This window comes from Nonlabens sp. MIC269 (genome assembly GCF_001430865.1).
In the GTDB taxonomy this organism is placed as follows: domain Bacteria; phylum Bacteroidota; class Bacteroidia; order Flavobacteriales; family Flavobacteriaceae; genus Nonlabens; species Nonlabens tegetincola.
In genome coordinates, this window is sequence record NZ_CP011373.1 from 2,380,240 (window position 1) to 2,399,470 (window position 19,231).

The 19,231-nt window shown below is 34.1% G+C and carries 19 protein-coding genes; 14 read left to right on the forward strand and 5 right to left on the reverse strand.

Annotated features, from left to right (window positions below; genetic code table 11):
• Positions 1 to 72: 72 nt before the first annotated feature.
• On the reverse strand, positions 73 to 1,275 hold the full coding sequence (locus tag AAT17_RS10725; RefSeq protein WP_367379276.1) for a DUF4856 domain-containing protein: 1,203 nt from the start codon (positions 1,273 to 1,275) through the stop codon (positions 73 to 75).
• A gap of 389 nt (positions 1,276 to 1,664) precedes the next feature.
• Here AAT17_RS10725 and guaB point away from each other — a divergent pair, with 389 nt between their 5' ends.
• The 6 genes from guaB (at position 1,665) to AAT17_RS13210 (ending at position 5,674) form a co-directional block, all read left to right on the forward strand.
• A complete protein-coding gene (gene guaB / locus AAT17_RS10730) occupies positions 1,665 to 3,140 on the forward strand; it encodes an IMP dehydrogenase (protein WP_042277733.1) in 1,476 nt (491 codons plus the stop codon).
• 1 nt (position 3,141) lies between these two features.
• The gene (locus AAT17_RS10735; protein WP_042277735.1) at positions 3,142 to 3,756 is read left to right on the forward strand and encodes a fumarylacetoacetate hydrolase family protein; all 615 of its coding nucleotides are present in this window, start codon (positions 3,142 to 3,144) and stop codon (positions 3,754 to 3,756) included.
• A 1-nt stretch (position 3,757) separates the two neighbouring features.
• Entirely contained in the window at positions 3,758 to 5,008 is a 1,251-nt protein-coding gene (locus AAT17_RS10740; protein ID WP_060524250.1) for a CinA family nicotinamide mononucleotide deamidase-related protein, read from the forward strand.
• A 64-nt stretch (positions 5,009 to 5,072) separates the two neighbouring features.
• The gene (gene rpmB, locus AAT17_RS10745; RefSeq protein ID WP_042277739.1) at positions 5,073 to 5,312 is read left to right on the forward strand and encodes a 50S ribosomal protein L28; all 240 of its coding nucleotides are present in this window, start codon (positions 5,073 to 5,075) and stop codon (positions 5,310 to 5,312) included.
• 19 nt (positions 5,313 to 5,331) lie between these two features.
• Positions 5,332 to 5,514 (forward strand): 50S ribosomal protein L33, encoded by a 183-nt coding sequence (gene rpmG, locus AAT17_RS10750; protein WP_042277742.1) that lies wholly within the window; start codon positions 5,332 to 5,334, stop codon positions 5,512 to 5,514.
• Positions 5,515 to 5,521: 7 nt separating this feature from the next.
• A complete protein-coding gene (locus tag AAT17_RS13210; protein WP_082586952.1) occupies positions 5,522 to 5,674 on the forward strand; it encodes a DUF4295 domain-containing protein in 153 nt (50 codons plus the stop codon).
• Between the two features lie 146 nt (positions 5,675 to 5,820).
• On the opposite strand, the gene AAT17_RS13350 is transcribed toward AAT17_RS13210, so the two are convergent.
• The 4 genes from AAT17_RS13350 to AAT17_RS10765 all read right to left on the reverse strand — a co-directional run bounded on the left by AAT17_RS13350 (position 5,821) and on the right by AAT17_RS10765 (position 9,397).
• Positions 5,821 to 5,997, reverse strand: coding sequence for a hypothetical protein (locus AAT17_RS13350; protein WP_157539265.1), 177 nt, complete (start codon positions 5,995 to 5,997; stop codon positions 5,821 to 5,823).
• Between the two features lie 3 nt (positions 5,998 to 6,000).
• The gene (locus tag AAT17_RS10755) at positions 6,001 to 6,693 is read right to left on the reverse strand and encodes an ABC transporter ATP-binding protein (protein ID WP_042277744.1); all 693 of its coding nucleotides are present in this window, start codon (positions 6,691 to 6,693) and stop codon (positions 6,001 to 6,003) included.
• A 48-nt stretch (positions 6,694 to 6,741) separates the two neighbouring features.
• Complete coding sequence (locus AAT17_RS10760; RefSeq protein ID WP_216598158.1) at positions 6,742 to 7,413, reverse strand: O-methyltransferase; 672 nt, start codon at positions 7,411 to 7,413, stop codon at positions 6,742 to 6,744.
• Between the two features lie 97 nt (positions 7,414 to 7,510).
• Positions 7,511 to 9,397, reverse strand: a complete 1,887-nt coding sequence (locus AAT17_RS10765) for an ABC-F family ATP-binding cassette domain-containing protein (protein ID WP_060524254.1) — start codon at positions 9,395 to 9,397, stop codon at positions 7,511 to 7,513.
• Positions 9,398 to 9,625: 228 nt separating this feature from the next.
• Between AAT17_RS10765 and AAT17_RS10770 the strand changes: the two genes are divergently transcribed.
• The 8 genes from AAT17_RS10770 to AAT17_RS10805 are packed head-to-tail and all read left to right on the forward strand — an operon-like array spanning position 9,626 to position 19,227.
• On the forward strand, positions 9,626 to 10,444 hold the full coding sequence (locus AAT17_RS10770) for a polysaccharide biosynthesis/export family protein (RefSeq protein WP_060524256.1): 819 nt from the start codon (positions 9,626 to 9,628) through the stop codon (positions 10,442 to 10,444).
• A gap of 1 nt (position 10,445) precedes the next feature.
• Positions 10,446 to 12,914, forward strand: a complete 2,469-nt coding sequence (locus tag AAT17_RS10775) for a polysaccharide biosynthesis tyrosine autokinase (protein WP_060524258.1) — start codon at positions 10,446 to 10,448, stop codon at positions 12,912 to 12,914.
• 5 nt (positions 12,915 to 12,919) lie between these two features.
• Positions 12,920 to 13,777, forward strand: coding sequence for an ABC transporter permease (locus AAT17_RS10780; protein ID WP_060524260.1), 858 nt, complete (start codon positions 12,920 to 12,922; stop codon positions 13,775 to 13,777).
• 3 nt (positions 13,778 to 13,780) lie between these two features.
• Positions 13,781 to 15,070 carry an ABC transporter ATP-binding protein gene (locus AAT17_RS10785; RefSeq protein WP_060524262.1) on the forward strand — a complete coding sequence of 430 codons (1,290 nt, stop codon included), beginning with the start codon at positions 13,781 to 13,783 and terminating at the stop codon, positions 15,068 to 15,070.
• The gene (locus tag AAT17_RS10790; RefSeq protein ID WP_060524264.1) at positions 15,067 to 16,524 is read left to right on the forward strand and encodes a hypothetical protein; all 1,458 of its coding nucleotides are present in this window, start codon (positions 15,067 to 15,069) and stop codon (positions 16,522 to 16,524) included. The genes AAT17_RS10785 and AAT17_RS10790 overlap by 4 nt, the downstream gene beginning before the upstream one ends.
• A 7-nt stretch (positions 16,525 to 16,531) precedes the next feature.
• Positions 16,532 to 17,278 carry a CatB-related O-acetyltransferase gene (locus AAT17_RS10795; protein WP_060524266.1) on the forward strand — a complete coding sequence of 249 codons (747 nt, stop codon included), beginning with the start codon at positions 16,532 to 16,534 and terminating at the stop codon, positions 17,276 to 17,278.
• 38 nt (positions 17,279 to 17,316) lie between these two features.
• The gene (locus AAT17_RS10800) at positions 17,317 to 18,285 is read left to right on the forward strand and encodes a glycosyltransferase family A protein (protein ID WP_060524268.1); all 969 of its coding nucleotides are present in this window, start codon (positions 17,317 to 17,319) and stop codon (positions 18,283 to 18,285) included.
• A gap of 9 nt (positions 18,286 to 18,294) precedes the next feature.
• Positions 18,295 to 19,227, forward strand: coding sequence for a glycosyltransferase family 2 protein (locus AAT17_RS10805; RefSeq protein ID WP_172792955.1), 933 nt, complete (start codon positions 18,295 to 18,297; stop codon positions 19,225 to 19,227).
• Positions 19,228 to 19,231 lie beyond the last annotated feature (4 nt).

Sequence of the window (19,231 nt, forward strand, 5' to 3'; positions counted from 1 at the left end):
ATTGTTATAATGGTACTTTATAAATTTTAGTTCTACGTCGGTTGGATAGATGAGTTATTACTAATAATCTAATTAATTGTGTGCTTCTTCAACAGTAAAGTCAAATCTTGAAGCAATATCAGCTGCCATAGCGTCAATCTCAGCATCTGTTAGATCCCAAAAACCATTACCTTCCAGCAGTGTGTTAATAAATGCATCCACTTCTGTTTTAGAGAAATATGGTATTTCACTATTAGGTTGTCTAGTAAATTGTAGGCTGTAGATAAAACCAAATCCTTCTGATAAATCGTGTAGTCCAGCAGCTGGATTTGCACCTCGAGTTTCTTTACCATCAATTAGATAGAAAACAGCCATTCTAGCAATCACCGTAGAAACTTTTTCTCTAATAATATTGGCTTGTTGATCTCTAAGATCATAATCACCAGCTACGATGGCAGCTCTACCTAATTTGAATGCGTCATAGATATCTTGAGCGATACCAGTAAAGTCTGCATCTCCTTCTGTTCTTTCCAAATACTTATTTAAAAATGAATCAACATCTAGAACTGGGTTTAACGCATTGTCAACACCATATAAGTATCCAAACGCTTCATCCCACTTATGCTCCATATTGGTGTAGTTCTTATCAGTTACCAATACACCGTTAGTATTGTCTTCGCGATTTGTTCCCGCATCTAATACAGATGTTGATAGATAATTATTAAGAATTTGATCAGCCATCAAAGCACCTATTAAACCTTTAGCTACTGCTTGATCATATTCTAGACCATCTTCATTAAAGTATCTTACGGTTCCACCACCAGCTTCCTGTAATTGTCCGGCCACACCAGGGCTAGCTGTTGTGCTTACCCATGCGCCGTTATCGTATAATTCGTTTACCTGACTTGAAATCCAACCATCAAAATCAGCTCTTATGCTAGATTGATCTACAGAGTTAGAAGAGAAATAGTCAGAACTAGCAGCTACTTTGGAACGCACACTTTTTGTACTGGAATTCAAAGCAGGGTCAGAAAAGTTGTTTTGCCCTTGAGTATGGTCAAATTGAGCCTGTAATGTATTTAAAGATGTAGAAGGGTCTTTCAATCCATCTAGAACTTCCTCGGCCATAAGTATTCTATCAGTTTGACCAGAATATGAAACACTAGTTTGTCCATTTCTTTCAAACGAATAATTACTAGGAGCGTTTACACTTGTGATTGTATCATCATCATTATCACAGCTTATTATCATCGTAGCTGTTGCAGCAGCAAGAAGAAGTTTAGGAATAAATTTCATTTAATATAATTTAGACTTAATTAAAATAATTGCATGCAAAAATATTACCCTTATTTAGAATAAATAAAGATAATTTAGTTTTTTTTAGGTTTATTTTTTAAGTTGCTGATAAGTAGTGTTTTAATTTCAATGTTTTGCTCTAGTACAGGTATTTATTGCATTAGTATTTATAATTTCTAAAGCTCATGCCCGTCAAATTATTATCTATTTTGATACTTGTGGACGATCAATTTTTCCAAAATACCAGTAACTGTCAAGATTTGTTGTCTAATATATTAGCTTATAAAAGCTAATTATCTTCTACAATATCAAACAACTAAAAGGTCCTTCTTTACATATCTAAAGCACAAATTAATTAACTATATTTGCATGCAATTAATTCTAATTGCATGATTTCCCACGATTCAAAATTTTTAGGAGAAGGACTTACATATGACGATGTTCTTCTTGTTCCGGCATACAGTGAGGTTTTACCTAGAGAGGTAAGTATTAAAACCCAATTTACACGTAACATATCGCTCAATACTCCAGTTGTAAGTGCTGCTATGGATACAGTTACTGAAAGCCGCATGGCTATTGCAATGGCGCAAGAAGGAGGAATCGGAGTATTGCATAAAAACATGACTATAGAAGCGCAAGCTCAAAAAGTACGTCGTGTGAAACGTGCGGAAAGCGGAATGATTATCGATCCTGTTACATTAACTATTGAAGCAACAATAGGCGATGCTAAAGCAAGTATGCGTGAGCATTCAATTGGAGGTATTCCTATTGTTGATGAACAAGGGTTTATAAAAGGAATCGTTACTAATAGAGATCTAAGGTTTGAAAAGGATAACGAAAAACCTGTAACTGAGGTAATGACTTCAGAAAATTTAATCACTGCAAAACAAGGTACCAGCCTTGAAGATGCTGAGGAAATTCTACAAGAACACAAAATTGAAAAGCTACTAGTAGTTGACGATGATAATAAATTGATCGGTCTTATTACTTTTAGAGATATCACAAAACTTACGTTAAAACCTAATGCCAATAAGGATGAGTACGGTAGGTTAAGAGTGGCAGCTGCAATAGGTGTTACACATGATGCTGTAGATAGAGCTGCTGCATTAGTAAAAGCAGGAGTTGACGCTGTTGTAATTGATACAGCACATGGGCATACAAAAGGTGTGGTTGAAGTATTAAAAACTGTAAAAAAGCAATTTCCTGATCTAGATGTGGTTGTCGGTAATGTAGCTACTGGTGAGGCTGCTAAATATCTTGCTGATGCTGGTGCCGATGCAGTCAAAGTTGGTATAGGGCCAGGTTCTATATGTACCACTCGAGTGGTGGCAGGTGTAGGTTTTCCTCAACTAAGTGCGGTGATGGAAGTAGCTCATGCATTAAAAGGAACAGGAGTTCCGGTTATAGCCGATGGTGGAATACGCTATACAGGAGATATTCCAAAAGCTATCGCAGCAGGAGCAGACTGTGTAATGCTAGGTTCATTACTAGCAGGAACGACAGAGTCTCCTGGTGAAACCATTATTTACGACGGACGTAAATTTAAATCTTATCGTGGAATGGGATCGGTTGAAGCTATGCAACACGGTTCCAAAGACCGATATTTCCAAGATGTAGAAGATGATATTAAAAAACTAGTTCCTGAAGGAATCGTAGGAAGAGTTCCTTTTAAAGGAGATCTAGTTGAAAGCATGACGCAATTTATAGGAGGCTTGCGAGCTGGAATGGGTTATTGTGGTGCAGGAGATATCCATGCTCTTAAATCAAGTGGGAAGTTCGTTAAAATAACTGCCGCCGGTGTTCACGAAAGTCATCCTCATGATGTGACAATTACTAAAGAAGCTCCTAATTATAGTCGTAAGTAATATGAAAATTATTTGCATAGGGAGAAATTATACGGAACACATCGCCGAGCTCGAAAATGAAAAGCCTGCAGAGCCTGTAGTGTTTCTTAAACCAGATACTTCAATCTTATTACACAAACAACCTTTCTTTATACCAGAATGGACAAACGACGTACACCATGAGGTAGAGGTTGTTGTAAAAATCAATCGAATAGGTAAGTATATTGAACCTCAATTCGCTCATAAATATTATGACGAAGTGGGATTAGGAATCGATTTTACAGCTCGTGACGTACAATCCAATTGCAAGAAAAAGGGACTACCATGGGAAAAGGCTAAAGCATTTGATGGAGCTGCTGTGGTATCACGCGATTTTATAAACAAGGAAAATCTAGGAGATCTCGATAATCTAAAATTTCAGTTATATAAAAATGAGCAACTGCAGCAAGATGGAGATACGTCTCACATGCTATGGAAAATAGATGAGCTCATAGCTTATGTATCTCAGTATTTCACTCTTAAAATAGGCGATTTGATTTTTACTGGAACTCCAGCAGGAGTTTCTAGAGTTCAAGAGAACGACGTACTTACAGGAACATTAGCAGGTCATGAAATGTTCCGCATTAAAGTAAAATAATATGCTGGCAACGCTCATCACAGTTGGAGATGAAATCTTAATAGGTCAGATAGTAGATACTAATTCTGCTTGGATGGCACAAGAACTTAATAAAATTGGAGTTCAAGTCAATGAGATAATAACTACTAGTGACGATAAGGATTCTATGATATCCGCTTTCGCGAAAGCGGAATCACAATCAGATATCGTGCTCATTACAGGTGGTTTGGGGCCTACTAAAGATGACGTGACCAAGCTTACACTGGCTGAGTACTTTGATGACACTCTAGTCAAAAATGAAGAAGTGCTGGAGCATGTCAAGTATTTGTTTGAGCATTATGTCAAAAAGCCGATGGAGGCTTTAAACGAGAATCAAGCACTAGTACCATCAAAAGCAAAATTGCTTAAAAATAGTTATGGGACCGCTCCTGGAATGTGGTTAGAAAGGAATAATACTATATTTATTTCAATGCCTGGAGTTCCTTTTGAAATGAAGCACTTGATGAGTGAGCATGTGTTGCCTGAAATTAAAAAAATAGGTAACCTACCATTTATTTACCATCGTACTATAATTACTGCTGGAGTAGGAGAGAGCACCATTGCTACTAAAATTGCAGATTGGGAAAATGCTTTACCTCTAGATATTAAACTAGCTTATTTACCATCACTAGGTACTGTAAGGTTAAGATTGTCATGTATAGGAGCGCAAGAAGAAGAAGTTAAACAACGAGTTGATTCACAGGTAGAGCGATTATACGAGCTTATAGGAGATATTGTAGTAGGTGAAGGGAATGATGATTCACTGGCAGTTCAAGTAACCGAATTATTTAAAAAGTCAGGAAAATCATTGTCCACTGCCGAAAGTTGTACCGGTGGTAAAATTGCTAATCTATTGACTGAAATTCCTGGAGCGAGCCAAATATTCAAAGGTAGTACTGTAACATACGCTACTCAGTCCAAGGTTGATGTGTTAGGCGTAGATGCATCTATTATAGAAAAACATTCTGTTGTAAGTGCTCCTGTTGCACAAGCTATGGCAGCTGCAGCACAGAAGATTTTCAAAAGTGATTATGCAATTGCTACTACAGGAAATGCTGGTCCATCTAAAGGAGATAGTGATGCGCAAGTAGGAACAGTGTTTATAGGAATCGCTACACCAACTAATACCTATGCAATGGAATTTTTTATGGGAAATCATAGAGAACGAGTTGTGCAAAAGTCTGTAAATAAAGCTTTTGAGATGTTACAGCAGGAAATATTAAAAAGCTTGTAAATTATACTTGTGGGATTGAATAAATATTCGTTATTTTGCAGTCCGATTTTAAACACAGATAATCATGTCACGAGTTTGTGAACTTACTGGTAAGAAGGCGATGGTAGGAAACAATGTTTCTCACGCTATGAATAAGACTAAGCGCAAGTTTAACGTTAATCTTTTCAAGAAGAAATTTTATCTACCAGAGGAAGATAAGTGGATTACTTTAAAAGTTTCTGCTAAGGCAATTAAGAATATCAATAAAAAAGGAATTACTCAAGTAGTGAAAGAAGCTCGTGCTGCGGGAATCTTAACTAAGTAATTCATAAAGATTAGATAAGATGGCAAAGAAAGGTAATAGAATACAAGTAATTCTAGAGTGTACTGAGCACAAAGCTACTGGGCAACCTGGAACTTCTCGTTACATCACTACAAAGAATAAAAAGAATACGCCAGATCGTTTAGAGCTTAAAAAGTTCAACCCGATCTTAAAGCGCATGACTGTTCATAAAGAAATTAAATAAGTAAGACATGGCAAAGAAATCAGTAGCGACTCTTCAAACTGGGTCAAAAAGATTAACTAAGGCGATCAAAATGGTTAAATCGCCTAAGACAGGTGCCTATACTTTTGTAAGTGCTATCATGGCACCAGAACAAGTAAACGATTTCTTGAATAAGAAATAAGTTGGTTAGTTAAGATGATGAAGCCCGTATAATGCTAATTATACGGGCTTTTTATGTTTCCTTTTATTAAATATAGATTGCTGTATTTATTGTCAAGCTTACTAAGTAAATTGAATAATCTTTCTTGTCCAAGAATAGTATCCATGTTAGTTTAACGAGTCTCGATCTTTTTTCTTTTCATTAAAGGATTTTTTAAAATCCCTTCTTTTTCTAGAATTTCTATTTGCTTGCTGTTTGCGATTCCAGCCTAAAAAAATGAAGAAAGCAACTACTACAGCTATTATGTAGATCCAGTCTTTTGTATTTGAGAAAAAATCTTCCATTTTTTATTTAGGATTTCTAATGTCGCTTTCAATTAATCCGTCTCTTAAACGTATCACTCGGTGCGCGTGTTCTGCAATGTCTTCCTCATGAGTTACTAGAATAACTGTGTTACCATTAGCATGAATTTCATCAAATAAGGCCATGATTTCAACACTGGTTTTTGAATCTAGATTACCTGTAGGTTCATCAGCTAGAATGATGGAAGGTTTATTTACAAGAGCGCGGGCAACTGCTACTCTTTGTCTTTGTCCACCGGATAACTGATTGGGTTTGTGATCCATTCTATCTTCAAGACCTACACTTTTAAGCACTTCGCTAGCTCGTGCGTGTCTATCTTTTTTAGATTTTCCTGCATACACCATAGGAAGAGCTACGTTGTCAAGAGCTGTGGTACGTGGCAGTAGATTAAAGGTTTGAAAGACGAATCCTATCTCACTATTTCGTATGTCTGCTAGTTGATTGTCATTAAGGCTAGAAACAGCGGTGCCATTTAAAAGGTACTCTCCAGATGTAGGCGTGTCTAAACAACCTAACAAATTCATGAAGGTAGATTTTCCACTACCTGATGGTCCCATAAGGGCGACATAATCACCTTTTTTGATATCTAAATTTATTCCCTTAAGAACGTGAACGGTTTCTTGACCTAGTTTAAAATCACGTATTATATTTTTTACCTCAATGACATTTTCACTCATATGTATTTTTCTTACTGCTAAATATAGGACGTATATAGGAAAATGTTGTTACAAAAAAATATGAAAAGATTGTTGTCGCTGTTCTGGTCTTGTCCAGATAAAACCCCATTTGAAAGTGTCAATACTTGCTGTTACTCTAGGATGTTTTTGTAGTGTTTTCCAAGCGGCATTCATGTCTTTTGACCAATTGATATCATCTAATATAAAAATAGTTTGATCATGACTGTGTTTTAATAGCTCGTTAAAATAAGCTACGGTAGCTGTGCCATCATGATGACCATCTAAGAAGATAAGGTCGTATTTAGGTTTACACTTATCGCTGTGTAGAAAATCTAAAAATTGATTGTTATGAACCTTAACGTTAAGGTGATTTTTAAGTCGTTCACTCGTAAATTGTGATACTTCTTTTGATCCTTCTACTGTATCTATTAAGGCTTTAGGTTGTGCTGTAGAAAGGGCGTGAGATCCTAGACCCAAGGAAGTACCTAGTTCCAGTGCATTTTCAATCTTGAAATAACGAGCAATTCTAAAAAGAATTTTTGTCTTATTTATTGTGCTACAGTTGTGTCTTAAGATTTCATCCGTTTTCCTAATATTATTCTTAAAAATCCTACTTCCTGCACCGAAGTCTTCAACTTTTAAAATTTGTTTGTGGTTTTTTACGCTTTCGCGAAAGCGTAAAAGCTCATCGTACTCCTGGTATCTTTTTTTGTCATACAAACATTGATGCTGAAAATCGAAAATAAAAGGAGAATGAATCCCGTGTAAATGAACGGATTTAAGCAAATGAGGAATGTAGTTAAGAAACACCATTAAACTACATCGAACTGATTTCCTCACTTAACTCAAGCCATTCCATCTCTATTTCCTCGAGTTCTTCTTTGATTTTTTCCAACTCAATAGAGTTTGCAGTCATGGATTCTGGAGTGATTTCTGGATCCAAGAAACTGTTTTGTAATCGTTGTTTTTGTTCTTCTAATTTCTTGATCTTGTTTTCTAATCGGGATAGTTGTTTTTGTTGTTCTCGACTAGGTCCTTTTGAATTTTCTGTATTTGATCTAGTTGAGGTCTCTTTTATAAGGGCAGGTTCACTTTCTTTCTTCTCTTTGTCTAATTCTATATTTGTGGAACCAACATAAGTGCGGAAGTCGCTGTAGTTACCAGGGAAATCTGTTATCGTTCCTGATGGATTGAAAACAAACAGGTGATCAACAATTTTATCCATAAAATATCGATCATGGCTAACAACAAGAATACATCCTGGATAGTCCATAAGAAAATTTTCTAGAACATTCAAGGTAGGTATGTCCAGATCATTTGTAGGTTCATCTAGGATTAGAAAATTAGGGTTTTGAATAAGAATGGTACACAAGTACAATCTTTTACGTTCACCACCAGAAAGTTTTTCTACAAAATCGTGCTTTTTCTTGTTGTCAAACAGGAATCTTTCAAGTAGTTGACTGGCACTTATTATTTTTCCTTTATTCAAGGGAATATACTCGCCATATTCTTTAATCACATCAATAACCTTCTGTCCTGGTTTGATGTTAATACCAGCCTGTGTGTAGTATCCTATTTTTACAGTTTCACCAATAACCACTTTGCCAGAATCAGTAGGAAGATTTCCAGTAAGCATGTTTAAAAAGGTGGATTTTCCTGTTCCGTTTTTTCCAATGATACCTACTCTTTCACCACGCTTGAAGTTGTAAGAGAATTCGTTAAAAATACGCTTGTCACCAAAGGATTTTGATATTTTATGTAGCTCGACAACCTTGGTGCCTAATCGCTGCATGTTTATCTCTAACTCTACAATGTGATCCTTACGTCTTTTATGAGCTACTTCTTTTATCTTGTAGAAATCGTCAATTCTGCTTTTGGATTTGGTGGTTCTAGCTTTGGGCTGTCTGCGCATCCAATTGAGTTCTTTTTTAAATAACTGCTGAGCTTTTTCTTGAGTAGTTTGTTCTAGATCTAAACGTTCTTGTTTTTTTTCAACATAATATCCATAGTTTCCTTTATAAGTGTACAAATTCCCTTGATCTAGTTCTATAATTTCATTGCACACTCTATCTAAAAAATACCTATCATGGGTTACCATTAAAAGAGTGTAATCTTCTTGTTTAAAAAACTCTTCTAACCATTCTATCATTTCAAGGTCTAGATGGTTAGTGGGTTCATCAAGTATAAGAAGTTGTGGATCTGATAATAAAGCTATGGCCATTGCAACTCGTTTTTTTTGGCCACCGCTCAATTTTTTAATCTTTTGATCTAGGTCATTGAGTTTTAGTTTAGCTAAGATCTGCGTGTATTTGGTTTCAAAATCCCAGGCGTTTGCGGCATCCATTGCATCCATACACTTCTGAAGATTCTCTGTATCTTCTGGATTTTGAAGGGCTTTCTCGTATTCGTTGGTAATACGAATAGTAGGAATATCGCTTTCTAATATAGCTTGTTCAATAGTGATTTCTCCAGATAAATTAGGTTCTTGTGATAGAAATGCTGTTTTAAGGCCATTTCTATAATTTACTTGACCTTTATCTGGTTGTTCTTGTCGAGCAATAATGTTAAGTAATGATGTTTTACCTAGACCATTTTTGGCAACAAACCCTATTTTTTGTCCTTGATTAATCCCTAGTGAAATGTTTTCAAACAATACACGTTCTCCATAGGCTCTCGAAACATTTTCAACAGTGATGTAATTCATAGGTGTTTATTTGTTGCAAATATAATCTGTATGACACTGCCTTTTTTAATAACTCTTTTATTGAGCAGTTAAATGAAAGTTTAAATTATGAACAAAAAAGAGCAACTAAAAAAGTGAGAATGAAAGACTAAAGACTTAAATCAAGGTAAAGCGTGAAGTATCTTCGTTAAAAGGTTTGTCAGTTTTTAATAAGGAGTATATTTGTAAAAATAGTGTTAAATCCCAGCTATGCACAGTAAAAGCCTATTATTGCTAGTATTTGTAGTGATTGCAACTGCCTCTTGCGTGCCTATTTCAAAAATTACCTATCTTCAAGAATCAGGAACTAGTAAAAATGATTCTTTAATCGAAGTTAGACGTGTACAATCCCCTTATCGACTACAAATTAACGATGTTTTATCAATACAAATAAAGTCAGATAAAGATGTGGATGCAGAACTTATAAATTCGTTTACTATTTCAAATAATAATAGTGCAAACAATAACCCGCAACAAGGTAGTGCATTATATTTTAATGGTTATACGATTGATATCCATGGTGATATACGTGTTCCAGAGCTAGGTAAGATAAAGGCAATAGGAATGACGGTGGAAGAATTGCAAGATTACATTACTAAAGAATTAACTGAGAAATACTTTAAACCTGAGGCTAAAATTTTTGTAACGGTAAAGTTGGATGGGCTACGATACACAATGGTTGGAGAAGTTACAAGTCCTGGTCAAAAGCGGATTCTCAGAGAACAAATAAGTATTGTAGAGGCTATAGCTGATGGTGGTGGAGTGCCGATTACGGGTGATTTAACAGATGTCAAAATCGTAAGACAATACCCAGAAGGAGTTCGCACTCATACACTAGATTTGACAAGATTAGATGTTGTGAATTCACCTTATTACTTTTTAAGACCTAACGATATGATTGTTGTAAATCCATTACCTCAAAAATCAATTGGGACAGGAACAACCGGACTTTCAACTTTTACAACCATATTGAGTGTATTTACGGCCACTGTAGGAACTGTTTTATTAATTAATAGTTTAAGCAACTAATATGTCTGAAGAAGCTAAAGATTTAGATGCCTTATCTGGTATTTTTGATATCAGGCAATTTTTAAACAAATTGATTAAGCTGTGGTGGTTTTTTCTACTTTGTTTAATAATTGGATTGTCCTATGCTTATTATAAAAATCAGTTTATTCAAACCTATTACAGTGCTTCTTCGTTAATAAGTATAAAAGATAATACAAATCCATTATTTACAAGTAATCAAAGCCTCACTTTTAATTGGGGAGGAACGACAGACAAGGTGACCACTGTCATCACAAAATTCAAATCGAGAACACATGCCGAGCGTGTTGTAGATGAATTACAATTTTATATCAATTATATCAAAGAAGGCGAGTATTATAATGTTGACGCTTATAAAGCGACACCTTTCTTTATTTATGCTGATACCGCTAAAGCACAACTTTACGGGAAGAACATCCGTATTAATGTGCTAGATCAGGATAATTTTAAATTAAGCGCTTCATTTTCAGCAGAAACTTCTTTGGCCTATGATTATATCAATAAAGCACATGAACAGGTAAAAACGCCTATTGGAGAATGGTCACAACAATTTAAATTTGGTGATAGTATTCAACTACCATTTCTTAATGTAGTCATTGAAAAGACAAGTGAAAACATACAAACCGGGCAATGGTTATTCAACTTTGGTAACTATTGGTCAACTGTAAATAAATATAAGGGTATTCGTATCATGCAGAAACCCGATGGAAGTTCTATTCTTGAATTATCACTTTCTGGGACAAATAAGGCCAGGCTCATCGATTATATAAATACGAGTTCTATTGTACTTGAAACAGAAGAATTAGAGCTTAAAAATAAATTTGCGACTGCTACAATACGATACATCGATAGTAGTTTAGTTGCTCAAATTAAGTCGGTTAAAGCAGCTGAGGACGACCTAGAAGATTTTAAAGGAAAAACCACCTTGATAGATGCTCAAGTGCAATCTACAGATCTTAATCAAAAATTGACTAATTACGAGAAGCAAGAAACAGGGCTTAAAAGACAGTTGGATTATTATGAAAATTTAGGAAATTACCTAAGAAATAAAAATGATTATACCCTTATTCAGGCTCCGTCAATAGTAGGAATTGAAGAATCCAGTATAGGTGGTGCTGTAGCAAGATTGGTAAGTTTGTCTGAAGAACGTAAAAAAAGAGAATTTTCCATGCGTGCAGATGCACCTGTTTTTCAAGAAATTGATAGAGATATAAATACCGTAAAAGAAGTGATTTATGAAAATATTAGAAGTTCCAAATCCCTGTTAAATAGAGATTTGAATGACTTATATGGTAAAATAAATCAGATCGAATCACAAATAAAGAAATTACCAAAAGAACAACAGACTTTTTTACGCAAACAAAGACAATTAGAAATTGAGCAAGACGCTTTCAATATTTTTAAGGCCAAAAAGGCAGAAGCAGAATTGGTTAAAGCAGCCAATGTAAGTGATGTATTTGTCATAGACAAAGCTAGAGACACTGGTGATGGTGGATCTAGGCGTGACGGTAATATCAATTACTTAATTGCCTTGCTTATGGCTGTAGCAATTCCAATAATATTAGCTTTTATACTCACAATTTTAGATAATTATCTACACGTACCTAAGGACCTCGAAAGGCTTTCAACAATTCCTTTAATTGGGGTTATAGGGAAAATGGATCATCCTTCTAACTTAATTGTGAATGACCAACCTAAGTCCACCATTGCAGAAGCCTTTAGAGGGATAAGGTCTAGCCTACATTTTATGTACAAAGGAGAAGCACCTTACGGATGTCGAACAATTATGGTTACAAGTAGTGTAAGTGGTGAGGGAAAAACCTTTATGAGTATCAACCTTGCTACGGTTTATGCTATGAGTGGTAAGCGTACATTGCTCATTGGTCTAGATTTAAGAAAGCCCAAAATTTTTGATGATTTCGGGATAGAAAATACAGTAGGTGTCTCCAACTACCTGGTAAATGACGCTAGCTTGGAACAAGTAATTCATAATACTCAAGTTGACAATTTAGATTTAATACTATCGGGACCAGTACCACCTAATCCTAGTGAGCTTATTTTGAGTGAACGTGCAGGGAAAATGATCGAAGAGCTTAAAAAATCCTATGATTATATAGTTTTGGATACACCTCCTTTAGGTCTGGTAGCCGATGCTCTTGAGATCGCTAAACATGCCGACGCTTCCTTGTATATGGTGCGTCAAGGATATACTAAAAAAGGAATGTTGCAAGTACTTAACGATAAGTACGATAAAAATGAAATTGAAGACATCAGTTTGGTCTTTAACTACTACGACGAGCGAGGTAAATACGGTTATGGTTATGGTTATGGGTACGGTTATGGTTACGGCTATGGTGCCTACGGTAATGGGTACCATGAGAATAAGATAAACCAGCCTTGGTATAAAAAGATTTTAGAAAAAATCTCGCTTTCGCGAAAGCGTAAAAACTAACTACTATGGCAGGATCAAACGAGTGGTTGTACGAGATAAAGCCCAAAGGTAAATTCATTGATCTCAACTTTAAAGAGATCTGGCGCTATAGAGATTTACTAATTCTTTTTGTGAAACGTGATATTGTTACCGTTTATAAGCAAACAGTCTTAGGTCCATTATGGTTTCTAATACAGCCATTAATGACTAGTATTGTGCTTACCTTAATTTTTAATAATTTAGCGCAGGTGAATTATGGTGAAGCGCCTCCGTTTCTTTTCAATTTAGGTAGCGTTATTTTATGGAATTATTTTAAGACTAATCTTTCACAGTCTAGTACAACTTTCACTGCTAATACTGGGTTATTTGGGAAGGTTTATTTTCCACGAGTAATTGTTCCTATAAGCAAAGCAATTAGTGGTTTATTACAACTATTAATCCAACTGATAATATTTGTTATATTTTACCTGATTTATATTAATAAAGGAGCTTCTATCACACCATCATGGACTGCATTATGGCTTCCTGGTTATATATTTTTAGTTATACTGTTAAGTGTGGGAGTAGGACTAATTTTATCCTCTTTAACTACTAAGTATAGAGATTTAAATAATCTAGTAACCTTTGGTTTATCCTTACTTATGTATTTAAGTGCGGTACCTTTTCCCGTCAGTGAGGCTCAAGAAAAATTAGGTAAATACTCATGGGTTGTGGATTACAATCCTTTGGCACATATCATAGATGGCTTTCGCATGTCTGCATTAGGTAGTGACAATTTAAACTACCCTGCATTAGGGTATATTTTAGTTTTGAGTATTTTCATTTTTATAGTAGGATTAATAGTTTTTAACCGTACCGAAAAAACCTTTATAGATACTGTTTAAATTATGAGCGATGTTATTTTAAAAGTTGAAAATATAAGCAAGCAGTATCGGTTAGGAAAAGTAGGTACTGGTACTTTGGGTCATGATTTAAATAGATTTTGGGCTAGATTGCTTGGTAAAGAAGATCCTTACCTACAAGTTGGAGCGGTTAATGATCGCAGTAAGGCTGCTTCTAGTCAATATGTCTGGGCTTTACAAAATATTAATTTTGAAGTGGAACGTGGCGAGATACTAGGGATAATAGGTAAAAACGGAGCAGGCAAATCTACTTTGTTAAAAATATTATCTAGAGTAACAGCGCCTACTACGGGTAGTATTAAAACTAGAGGTCGTATTGCTAGTTTACTAGAGGTAGGTACCGGTATGCACCCAGAACTTACAGGACGAGAAAACATTTTCTTGAACGGTGCAATACTAGGAATGACCAAAGCCGAGATCGCAAGCAAGATCGACGAGATTGTAGAATTCTCGGGTTGTGAGATGTACATTAATACACCTGTGAAGCGATATAGCAGCGGTATGCGTGTACGTTTAGGATTTGCTGTCGCTGCATTTTTAGAACCCGATATTCTTGTGGTAGATGAGGTGCTGGCTGTAGGCGATGCAGAATTTCAAAAGAAAGCCATAGGCAAAATGCAAGACGTAAGTTCACAAGGTGGTCGTACGGTGCTTTTTGTTAGTCATAATATGGCCGCTATTAAGAATCTATGCAATCGTGGAATTGTTATGGATAATGGAGAGATAGTTTTTGTAGGAGATAGTTCTGATTCTGTGGATAGATATCTTTATCTCAATAGAAAAGAACCTAAATCACTAGTTAGTAGAGAGGACAGGAAAGGGAATTTTAAATTCAAAATTTTAAGTCTAGGTTTTTTTAATGATAGTGGCCAAAGAGTTGATGAAATTTTAAGCGGTTCTAATTGTTTATTAAAATTTGATTATGAAATTAATGATACCGTTAATTTATCACATTTAACTTTTGTTATACAAATATTAAACAGTAATGGAGATTTCATCACGACTTTGGCAAGTGATGAAACTGGCTTTAAATTTGATCATTTATCTGAAAAAGGCACAATTTCATTTCAAATAGAAAGATTATTGTTGAGAGCAGGTAACTATACTATCAAATATCATTTCAGTGAGAAAATATCATTTTTAGCACCCCATGAAACGTTAGATTTATTGGATTATGCACTGGACTTTACGGTCATGAAAAATGATGTATACAAAAGTGGTGTTGATTTAAGGGCAAACGGGTTTATTCAAGATTTTAAAGTATTAATTGATTGAAAAAAGAAAGGATTTTAGAAATAATTAATTATTTTGAAAATAAATATCCGGTTGATAAATGGGTTTATAGAGGAATTGATATGTGGCCTATTTTAAGGATATATTTATACTACAATTTAACCTCCATAAGTGCAAATAAATCTATTGTTTCCAATGAGGAACTAAAAAAGAATCATTTTGATTGTAAAAAAATAAAACCTAGTTTTTTTGGTAAAACCTTAAGAAAAATCTCTTCACTTTTAAGGATTTTGAAATTCCTTTATGATCGCAGGGTGAACTATATCTTTTTTGGTGCTGATTCTCATAGATTTTGGGAAAATGGTCGATATGCGAACAAATTTTTTGAGCCTCTGATTAGTAGATCATCAATTGAAGCAGAAAGTGTGATCCTAGAATATGACGGGTACACAAATCGAAATAGATATTCTGAAACGGTTGTTAATGTTGTGGATTTTAGTGACATGTTCGTGAGGTTAATACGCTTGTTTAAAAAAGAAAAAATTAATTATTCTTTTAAAGATTATAATTTATTCTTAAATGAATTAGAGTCAATTTTTGGAGATAGACTGTCTTTTTTTTCAAGGAACGATCTTCAATTGATCGTAGAAAAAGTATACTTAAAATATAAATTTTATCATCTATATTTTAAAAATGTCAAACCTAAAGTAGTTTTTTATTTGTGTTATTATGCTAATAATGATGTATTCGCCTCACTTGCTGCTGCAAATATGCTTCAAATAAAAACTATCGAAATACAACATGGACCCATTACATATCCTCATCCAGCCTATTCTCAATGGTTTTCAATTAAAAATAATGCTCATAATACTTTACCTAGTAATTTCTGGTGCTGGGATAAATACTCTGAAAATGAAATTAAAAAGTGGTCAAGCGGAACAATCATAAATACCAAAGTAGTTGGTAATTTTTCCTTAATCAGTCAGAGGCACAAATATTCAAATCTAAAAAAAGATAATTCTTACTTTCTATATTCGCTACAAACTTATCCTTATAGGATTAATGATTTTTTTCCAACTAGTATTATTAATCTGATTAAACAATTAGAAGTTCCTTGGATCATTAGATTGCATCCTAGAGATAACATAGGGAAAGAAGTTTATGATAAGTTTTTTGAGAGAAATCAACTTACTAATTTAATAGAAATTCACGATGCTAAAAATGTACCATTAATGATGGACTTATCTAGAACTAAACTCCATTTCACTAATTATTCTGGTACTGTTTTAGAAGCATTGGAGTTAAATATACCTACCGTTATATTAAGTGAAACAGGTGCAAATTTTTTCAAAGATTTACTGGACGAAGAAATAATAAAATATATAAATTCAAATGATTCCAATTTTATTGAAAGGGTTAATGAGTTCTACTTATCTTTACCTAACATCCAACTTTCTAATGAGGTAAAAGAAATAGTTGATGTAAGAATTTTATAAGTAGTTAATGGTGGATATTATCAAGAGAAAAATAAAGAAGTTTTTGTTTAAAATTGAAACTTATAATTCACTTAGAAATTCGATCGAAAAAGTTGAATTAATAAATTCAAAATCAAAAATACAGTCTTCTATAATTACGGGTAACGTAAAAGTAGAGACTGATTCTGAAATTAAATCTGCAAAATTATACGGAGATATAAGTATTGGAAGAGGTGCAAAATTATTGGGACCTTTGTTTGTTTCTGGTAAGGTTACAATTGGGGACTTTACTTCTGTCAATGGTCCTAATACTGATATATTGTCTGGTATTCATCCCATAAGAATAGGTAATTTTTGCTCAATAGCCCGAAATGTATCGATACAAGAATACAATCATAAATTTAATCGCTTAAGTAGTTATTTTATAGAAACAAATATATTAGAAGGTGAAATGTTGAATGACATACAATCAAAAGGTGGTGTTGAAATAGGTAACGACGTTTGGATTGGTTCACAAACAGTAATTCTTTCTGGAGTTTCATTGAGTGATGGAGTAGTAGTTGCAGCTAATTCTACTGTAACAAAATCTTTTCCTCCTTATTCGATAATTGCGGGATCTCCTGCAAAAATTATAGGTTATAGGTTCTCGGAGGAAATTATAGATCAAATTATTAAATTAGAATGGTGGAATTGGGACTTAGAGAAAATAAAACGAAATAAGGATATTTTTATAAAAGATGATGTTAATTTAAAAGATTTGTTCAATATAGACTGATGAGAAAATTATAATGACATTAATTAGTCTTTTCAAATATGGGAATTGATTATCCTTTAATATCAATCATTATTCCAATTTATAATCGCGGAGCAATTATTGGGCGTACTTTAGACTCTCTCTTATTTCAGACTTATGAGAAATGGGAATGTATCATAGTTGATGATGGTAGCACAGATAATAGTTGTGAAGTTGTAGAAGCCTTTAAAAGAAAAGATAAAAGATTTCATCTTTACAAAAGACCACCTACAAAATTAAAAGGAGCAAACGCTTGTCGCAATATAGGTTTAGAAAAAGCTCAAGGAGAATACATAAATTTTTTGGATAGCGATGATACCTTACATCCTGAAAAATTGAAATTACAATTGTTAGATTTAAGAGCTAATAATTCAGATTTAAGTATATGTCAAGCACAGTTTATTGATGATACTTCACTTGAAAAAAAAGGATATTGGAGTGACCGTATTGTAGGTAATAATGTTTTAGACTCATATGTTCTTTGTGAAGAATGGTGGGCAATTCATTCTGTATTATGGAAATCAATGATTATAAAGGATTTTAGTTTCAACGAAAAATTAAAGCAGTCACAAGAATACGATCTGCATATACGAGTATTAGCTACTGAGCCTTCTATATCAGTTGTTTGTAAAACTTTAGCTTTTGTTTATATTCATAATGAAAGAATTTCTACCAGCATCAATGATAGTATTGACAAGGTATATTCTAATATATGGGTGCGATATAATACTATTAGGAAATTTAAATCCCTATTGAAAGAAACTACTATCGATCACTTATATAGGCACATGTTCAATTTATTCAAACATTTTGTTTTACATAAAGAATTGGCTAAAGCAATGGTTTGCTATTATTACCTATCCTTGGCTAGTATTCATTATTACAAACTTAAAAATCATAAAAAAACTATTCTTTTTAGATGGTTTTTGTCAATATTTTCATTCTATTTTTTTAGTAAAGGAGAAGGGTTAATTAGATATCTGAGGTAATCTATGAATGTGAGCATTATTATTCCAGCCTATAACGCTGCACAGTTTATCTCGAGAGCTATTCAATCTGTTCTGGAACAACCAGAAACAGCTGAGGTTCTAGTGATAAATGATGGCAGTACAGATGAGACTAAAAATATAGTATATTCTTTTAAAGACGATAGAGTATCACTTCTTGAGCATGAGAATGGCATAAATAAAGGAAGAAGTGCCTCTAGAAATTTAGGACTCTTAAACGCTACCTGTGATTATATCGCATTCCTAGATGCAGATGATTATTTTCTTGCTAATCGATTTAGTAAAGACAAAACAGTTTTTGATTCACATCAAGATTGTGGAGCTGTTTATAATGCTGTAGGTTATGATGTACGAAATAATCAATACGACTATTTGAAAAATAGGCTATACACAGTTACTGAAGAAGTGCCACCAGAGCAATTGTTTCTAGGATTGGTAGACGGTGTATTTGGTCACTTTCAAATAGATGGTTTTACTATTAAAAGAGAAGTCTTGAAATCCTCTGGGCTTTTTAATGAACAACTCGCCGTAGCAGAAGATACTGATTTCTTTTGGCGAGTGATACTTGCTACTCCTACTTATTCCAGCAATATAGATAATCCAGTAGCCATGAGAATAGTTCATGATAATAATAGTTTTTACCGAGAGGATTTATATCAAGGATATGACTACATGGCTTATGAATCTGTTATTAAATGGGCCTCTCAAAATAGCGTAAAAACGGAAGTTATAGATCGTATATTACGTAGAGTATGGATTATTAAACATAAAGAAAATACAGGTTTATGGAATGAGATAAAATATTGGTGGCGTGTTCATACCTTGCATTATAGATTGTTTTTTTCAAAATTAAACCTCAAGTATTTCCCTCTGGTAAGGAGAAGAAAGCAGATCTTATCTTTTATATATCCTAAAAGTTCATAATGAT

Bases quoted from the DNA above. Each gene is read 5' to 3' on its own strand.
- AAT17_RS10725 (WP_367379276.1), bottom strand. From the start codon at position 1,275: ATGAAATTTATTCCTAAACTTCTTCTTGCTGCTGCAACAGCTACGATG.
- guaB (WP_042277733.1), top strand. From the start codon at position 1,665: ATGATTTCCCACGATTCAAAATTTTTAGGAGAAGGACTTACATATGAC.
- AAT17_RS10735 (WP_042277735.1), top strand. From the start codon at position 3,142: ATGAAAATTATTTGCATAGGGAGAAATTATACGGAACACATCGCCGAG.
- AAT17_RS10740 (WP_060524250.1), top strand. From the start codon at position 3,758: ATGCTGGCAACGCTCATCACAGTTGGAGATGAAATCTTAATAGGTCAG.
- rpmB (WP_042277739.1), top strand. From the start codon at position 5,073: ATGTCACGAGTTTGTGAACTTACTGGTAAGAAGGCGATGGTAGGAAAC.
- rpmG (WP_042277742.1), top strand. From the start codon at position 5,332: ATGGCAAAGAAAGGTAATAGAATACAAGTAATTCTAGAGTGTACTGAG.
- AAT17_RS13210 (WP_082586952.1), top strand. From the start codon at position 5,522: ATGGCAAAGAAATCAGTAGCGACTCTTCAAACTGGGTCAAAAAGATTA.
- AAT17_RS13350 (WP_157539265.1), bottom strand. From the start codon at position 5,997: ATGGAAGATTTTTTCTCAAATACAAAAGACTGGATCTACATAATAGCT.
- AAT17_RS10755 (WP_042277744.1), bottom strand. From the start codon at position 6,693: ATGAGTGAAAATGTCATTGAGGTAAAAAATATAATACGTGATTTTAAA.
- AAT17_RS10765 (WP_060524254.1), bottom strand. From the start codon at position 9,397: ATGAATTACATCACTGTTGAAAATGTTTCGAGAGCCTATGGAGAACGT.
- AAT17_RS10770 (WP_060524256.1), top strand. From the start codon at position 9,626: ATGCACAGTAAAAGCCTATTATTGCTAGTATTTGTAGTGATTGCAACT.
- AAT17_RS10775 (WP_060524258.1), top strand. From the start codon at position 10,446: ATGTCTGAAGAAGCTAAAGATTTAGATGCCTTATCTGGTATTTTTGAT.
- AAT17_RS10780 (WP_060524260.1), top strand. From the start codon at position 12,920: ATGGCAGGATCAAACGAGTGGTTGTACGAGATAAAGCCCAAAGGTAAA.
- AAT17_RS10785 (WP_060524262.1), top strand. From the start codon at position 13,781: ATGAGCGATGTTATTTTAAAAGTTGAAAATATAAGCAAGCAGTATCGG.
- AAT17_RS10795 (WP_060524266.1), top strand. From the start codon at position 16,532: ATGGTGGATATTATCAAGAGAAAAATAAAGAAGTTTTTGTTTAAAATT.
- AAT17_RS10800 (WP_060524268.1), top strand. From the start codon at position 17,317: ATGGGAATTGATTATCCTTTAATATCAATCATTATTCCAATTTATAAT.